Origin of the sequence: Bradyrhizobium algeriense (assembly GCF_003062295.1) — a bacterium.
Lineage (GTDB): Bacteria > Pseudomonadota > Alphaproteobacteria > Rhizobiales > Xanthobacteraceae > Bradyrhizobium > Bradyrhizobium algeriense.
On record NZ_PYCN01000310.1, the window covers coordinates 1 to 321 of the forward strand.

Consider the following 321-nt stretch of genomic DNA (forward strand, 5'->3'; position numbering starts at 1 on the left):
CGGACGTATCAGCTTCTTGATCTCTCGAAGCGACGCCGCCCACAACGCAAGCGTCTCCTCAATCGACGCTGCCCGCGTCCACGATCTCCGAATCATGGTTGCCCATGGATTCAGAAACCTTCCAAGAACGCAACTGTAATGCTAGCGCAGGCCCGTTTCTATCCCACAGGGGGAGCGCAGCGCCGCGCATAGTGTTTTAGAAGGAGCGCTCACCAAGGCGGGATTGCTGAGCGCAAAGCGATGATCGACCGTGAGCACGATCTGTCGATCACCAGGCAGGCGGAAGTTTTGCAGATCAGCCGCGGCAGCGTTTATTACCTG

At 57.6% G+C, this 321-nt stretch carries 1 pseudogene; it reads left to right on the plus strand.

Annotated elements, in window-relative coordinates:
* Positions 1-195 precede the first annotated feature (195 nt).
* A pseudogene (locus C7G61_RS43635) lies at positions 196-321 on the plus strand (IS3 family transposase); the annotation flags it as partial.